The organism is Streptomyces adustus, from assembly GCF_009377175.1.
GTDB lineage: Bacteria > Actinomycetota > Actinomycetes > Streptomycetales > Streptomycetaceae > Streptomyces > Streptomyces adustus.
Genome location: NZ_VJZD01000430.1, coordinates 1 through 4166, shown reverse-complemented (window position 1 = coordinate 4166; position 4166 = coordinate 1). Strand labels below are relative to the sequence as shown.

At 71.3% G+C, this 4166-nt stretch carries 4 protein-coding genes; 3 read left to right on the top strand and 1 reads right to left on the bottom strand.

Annotated features, from left to right (window positions below; genetic code table 11):
- Window positions 1-389: 389 nt before the first annotated feature.
- Complete coding sequence (locus tag FNH09_RS44995) at window positions 390-698, bottom strand: hypothetical protein (RefSeq protein WP_162470069.1); 309 nt, start codon at window positions 696-698, stop codon at window positions 390-392.
- Window positions 699-872: 174 nt separating this feature from the next.
- On the opposite strand from FNH09_RS44995, the gene FNH09_RS44990 reads away from it, so the two are divergent.
- From FNH09_RS44990 to glnII, 3 genes are all read left to right on the top strand, one after another.
- Window positions 873-1241 carry an arsenate reductase family protein gene (locus FNH09_RS44990; RefSeq protein ID WP_152895649.1) on the top strand — a complete coding sequence of 123 codons (369 nt, stop codon included), beginning with the start codon at window positions 873-875 and terminating at the stop codon, window positions 1239-1241.
- A 186-nt stretch (window positions 1242-1427) separates the two neighbouring features.
- Complete coding sequence (locus FNH09_RS44985; protein ID WP_152895648.1) at window positions 1428-2138, top strand: hypothetical protein; 711 nt, start codon at window positions 1428-1430, stop codon at window positions 2136-2138.
- Between the two features lie 638 nt (window positions 2139-2776).
- Window positions 2777-3805, top strand: a complete 1029-nt coding sequence (glnII, locus tag FNH09_RS44980; RefSeq protein ID WP_162470068.1) for a glutamine synthetase — start codon at window positions 2777-2779, stop codon at window positions 3803-3805.
- Window positions 3806-4166 lie beyond the last annotated feature (361 nt).

The window sequence follows — 4166 nt, the reverse complement described above, 5'->3', positions numbered from 1 at the left end:
GCCCGAGTGGGCCGGGAGAGCGGGCGACGACCGGGAACGGCGGCCGTCGGACGGCGGGCGACAGCCGGGAACGGCGACCGTCGGACGGCGGGCGACAGCCGGAAACGCCTCCGGCGCCGGGCAGGAACTGCGGCCCCCGGACGGCGGGCGGCAGCCGACGGGCGGCAGGCAGCAGGCAGCAGGCAGCAGCCGGGAACGGCGACCGTCGGACGGCGGGCGGCAGCCGGCGGGCGGCAGCCGGAAACGCCTCCGGCGCCGGGCAGAAACTGGGGCCCCCGGACGGCACGCGGCACGCGGCACGCGGGAACGCCTCCCGGTCTCGGCGGGAACGGCGGCCGGTTCGTGGGTGGCGCCGGGCGCGGTCGTGGGGACCGGCCCGGCGCCTCCGTTCACCTGGAGTAACGCATCAGCGCCCGCACCATGTGGCACGTGGTGTCCGACGGCGGGTGGACGCCGATCTGTTCGGCCGCGCTCCGTATCGTCGCGTCGGAGGCCTGGTTCGGGACGTAGACGCCGGAGTCGAGCAGGGCGATGGCGAGGCGCATCGCCTTGAGCCGGCGGTTGTGCGTGACGTACCACGCGCGCGGACGTCCGGCCGGCAACGGCCGCTTCAGGACCGGTTCGTAGGGCAGGTCGAGCAGGACGGGACGCTTCGCGGTGGACTGGGTGGGCAACGGCTTCAGTGCGGCAGCGGGCACAGGCATCCTCCTGTCGCGATCAGGGTGTCCGCTCCGGAGTTCGGCCACCCCGGCGACACCCTCGAACACTGCTTCTATTCTACCGCCCGGCACTGACAAACGCCCCTGGCCACAAGGGTTTTCGGGGCCTGCGTGACCCTTGTGGGAGACGAGTTCTCCCGTACCGTGGGGACCATGGAAATCTGGATCAATCCGGCCTGCTCCAAGTGCCGCGGCGCCCTCAGCCTGCTCGACGCCGAGGGCGCCGAGTACACCGTCCGCCGCTATCTGGAGGACGTGCCGACCGAGGACGAGATCAGGGCCGTGCTGGACCGCCTCGGCCTCGAACCGTGGGACATCACGCGCACCGAGGAGGCCGCCGCCAAGGAGCTCGGTCTCAAGGAGTGGGCCCGCGACGCCGGTGCGCGCGAGCGGTGGATCGCGGCGCTCGCCGGGCATCCGAAGCTCATCCAGCGCCCGATCATCACCGCGGACGACGGCACGGCGGTCGTGGCCCGTACCGAGGACGCGGTCCGGGATGCGCTGGCCAGGGGCAAGGAGTGAGCCGGGGCGGGAAGTGAGCCCGGGCGGGGAGCGAGCCCGGGCGGCGGGGCGCAGGCCGCGGCCCGCGTCGGCGCCCGAACTGGCGTGTGACACAGGCCACTTGAATCACCCCGGTAACCGTTGAGTAACGCCGTTCGGTATCTCGTACATAGCGACGTAGCACCCCCTACCCCTCAGGAGGCGCGCATGTCGCGCAGGAGAACACTCGGCCCGAAGAAGACGATCGCGCTGCTCGTCGGTGCCGCGGCCGTGGTGGGAGGCGGCGCCTTCGCCATGGCGAACACCTCTAGCGCCGCGCAGTCCCCCAAGGCCCTGTCCGCCGGGGACTCGACGGTCTGCCTGGGGCTCGCCACCGCCATCGGCAACAACCAGGCCTTCATCGCCGGCCAGCGGGCCAACCCGGACGCGCAGTCCGCGGCCCGCATCGCCAACCGCGAGGCCGTCATCGCCCAGATCCAGGTGCAGCAGAAGGCGTCCGGATGCACGGTTGGGGAGTCGGCTCAGGGCTCCCAGCCGGCTCAGACCGCCCCCGCGCAGACCGCCCCCGCGGGCAACGCCGGTGCCGCCGGAAACACAGGCAACGCCGGGAATGCCGGGAACACCGGGAATGCCGGCAACGCCGGTAACGCGGGCAGTGGTGCAGCCGCCGGCCAGCAGGTCTGCAACGGCTCCACGGTCACCCTCTCGGGCGAGGGCGGCGCTCCGGCGGCGTCCAGCAACCAGTTCCCCTCGGGCACGAAGCTGAAGGTCACCAACCTGGACAACAACAAGTCCACGACGGTGACGGTCACCTCGGTCTCCGGCAGCTGTGTCCTGCTCAACAACGCCGCCTTCGAGCAGGTCCGTGAGCCCGGCAAGTTCCTGATCCGCCGGGCCGTGATCCAGAAGGTGGGGTGAGGCTCGACGCGGGAACACCTCCGTGAGGCGGCACCCCAAGTGAGGGGGCACGGCGGACGGCGGCGCGGGACGGGAGAGACCTGACAGGACCCCCGTCGCGACGCGCACCGGCCACGCCGGCCCGGGACGCCGCCTCGTACGTGTCACCGGTCCTGCTGTTCCCCGCCAGGAGCAGCAGGATCGGCATGTCCGGGCCCCGCCGTGCGTCCGGCGCGGGGCACGGGGCCGGTCGCCGGCCCCGTGGACGGGAAGGCCAGGCGGCCGTGCGGACGGGAAGGGCCGGCGACCGTGCGGGAGTGACGGTCGGCGGCAGCGTGGGAGTGACGACCGACCCGGCCGTACAGGAGCGACGGCCGGCGGCCGGAGCGCCGTGTACCGGCTCACACCCATCGCATACGAGACGACGCCCCGGCCCCGCTTTCCCGCGGTCGCGGCCGCGAACCGCGACCCGCCACGCCCGGGGCCTCCCACCGAGTGAATCGCGCCACATCATGGCCAGGTAACACGGGGTTCACAATCGAGCAATGATCGGGAAATCGGCCGTTGGCAGTCTGCGGGACATCAGGTGCGGCGCCCCAGTGCCGCAGCGCCGCAGCACCCGCAGTGCGCCTAAAGACCCACCCCGAAGGATGTGGCCCGTGAGCTTCAAGGCTGAGTACATCTGGATCGACGGCACCCAGCCGACGGCCAAGCTCCGTTCCAAGACGAAGATCCTGGCCGACGACGCCAAGGGCGCCGAGCTGCCGCTCTGGGGCTTCGACGGGTCCTCCACGAACCAGGCCAAGGGCCACGCCTCCGACCGCGTACTCCGGCCGGTCTTCACCTGCCCCGACCCGATCCGTGGCGGTGACGACGTCCTCGTGCTGTGCGAGGTGCTCGACATCGACATGACGCCGCACGAGACCAACACGCGTGCCGCGCTGGCCGAGGTGGCCGAGAAGTTCACCGCCCAGGAGCCGATCTTCGGCATCGAGCAGGAGTACACCTTCTTCGACGGCCCGCGTCCGCTGGGCTTCCCCGAGGGCGGCTTCCCGGCCCCCCAGGGCGGCTACTACTGCGGTGTCGGCGCCGACGAGATCTTCGGCCGTGACATCGTCGAGGCGCACCTGGAGAACTGCCTGAAGGCGGGCCTGGGCATCTCCGGCATCAACGCCGAGGTCATGCCCGGCCAGTGGGAGTTCCAGGTCGGTCCGCTGTCCCCGCTGGAGGTCTCCGACCAGCTGTGGGTGGCCCGCTGGCTGCTCTACCGCACCGCCGAGGACTTCGGCATCTCCGCCACCCTCGACCCCAAGCCGGTCAAGGGCGACTGGAACGGCGCCGGCGCGCACACCAACTTCTCCACGAAGGCGATGCGCGAGGGCTACGACGCGATCATCACCGCGTGCGAGTCGCTGGGCGAGGGCTCCAAGCCGCTCGACCACGTCAAGAACTACGGCGCCGGCATCGACGACCGCCTGACCGGTCTGCACGAGACCGCCCCGTGGAACGAGTACTCGTACGGTGTCTCCGACCGTGGCGCCTCGGTCCGCATCCCGTGGCAGGTCGAGAAGGACGGCAAGGGCTACATCGAGGACCGCCGCCCGAACGCCAACGTCGACCCGTACACGGTGACGCGTCTGATCGTCGACACCTGCTGCACCGCGCTGGAGAAGGCCGGCCAGGTCTGATCCCCACGCCTGCTCCGAAGGGGCGCCCGACGTCATGTCGGGCGCCCCTTCGGCATGTTGGCCGTCCGAGCAGTGGGAGAGACCTCCTGCCGCGCCTGTGCGTCTGCTTCAATGGTCCTATGGCCAGCCCCCAGAAGCACTCCGCGACAGGTCGCCATGACCTCGAGCCCTTCTGGCCTTCCCGTCAGCACCACGACTTCGACCGGGTGTGTTGTCGCGCGACGAACGCGCCGGCCCTCTAAAGCCGTACACCCGCGGCCTTCGGCCGGCGCGCACGACGTACGTCCTCGACGAACTCCTCGCGCGAAAGAGCTGACCTCTCATGGCGACCACGCATTCCCTCCCCACCTCCCCCCTCACC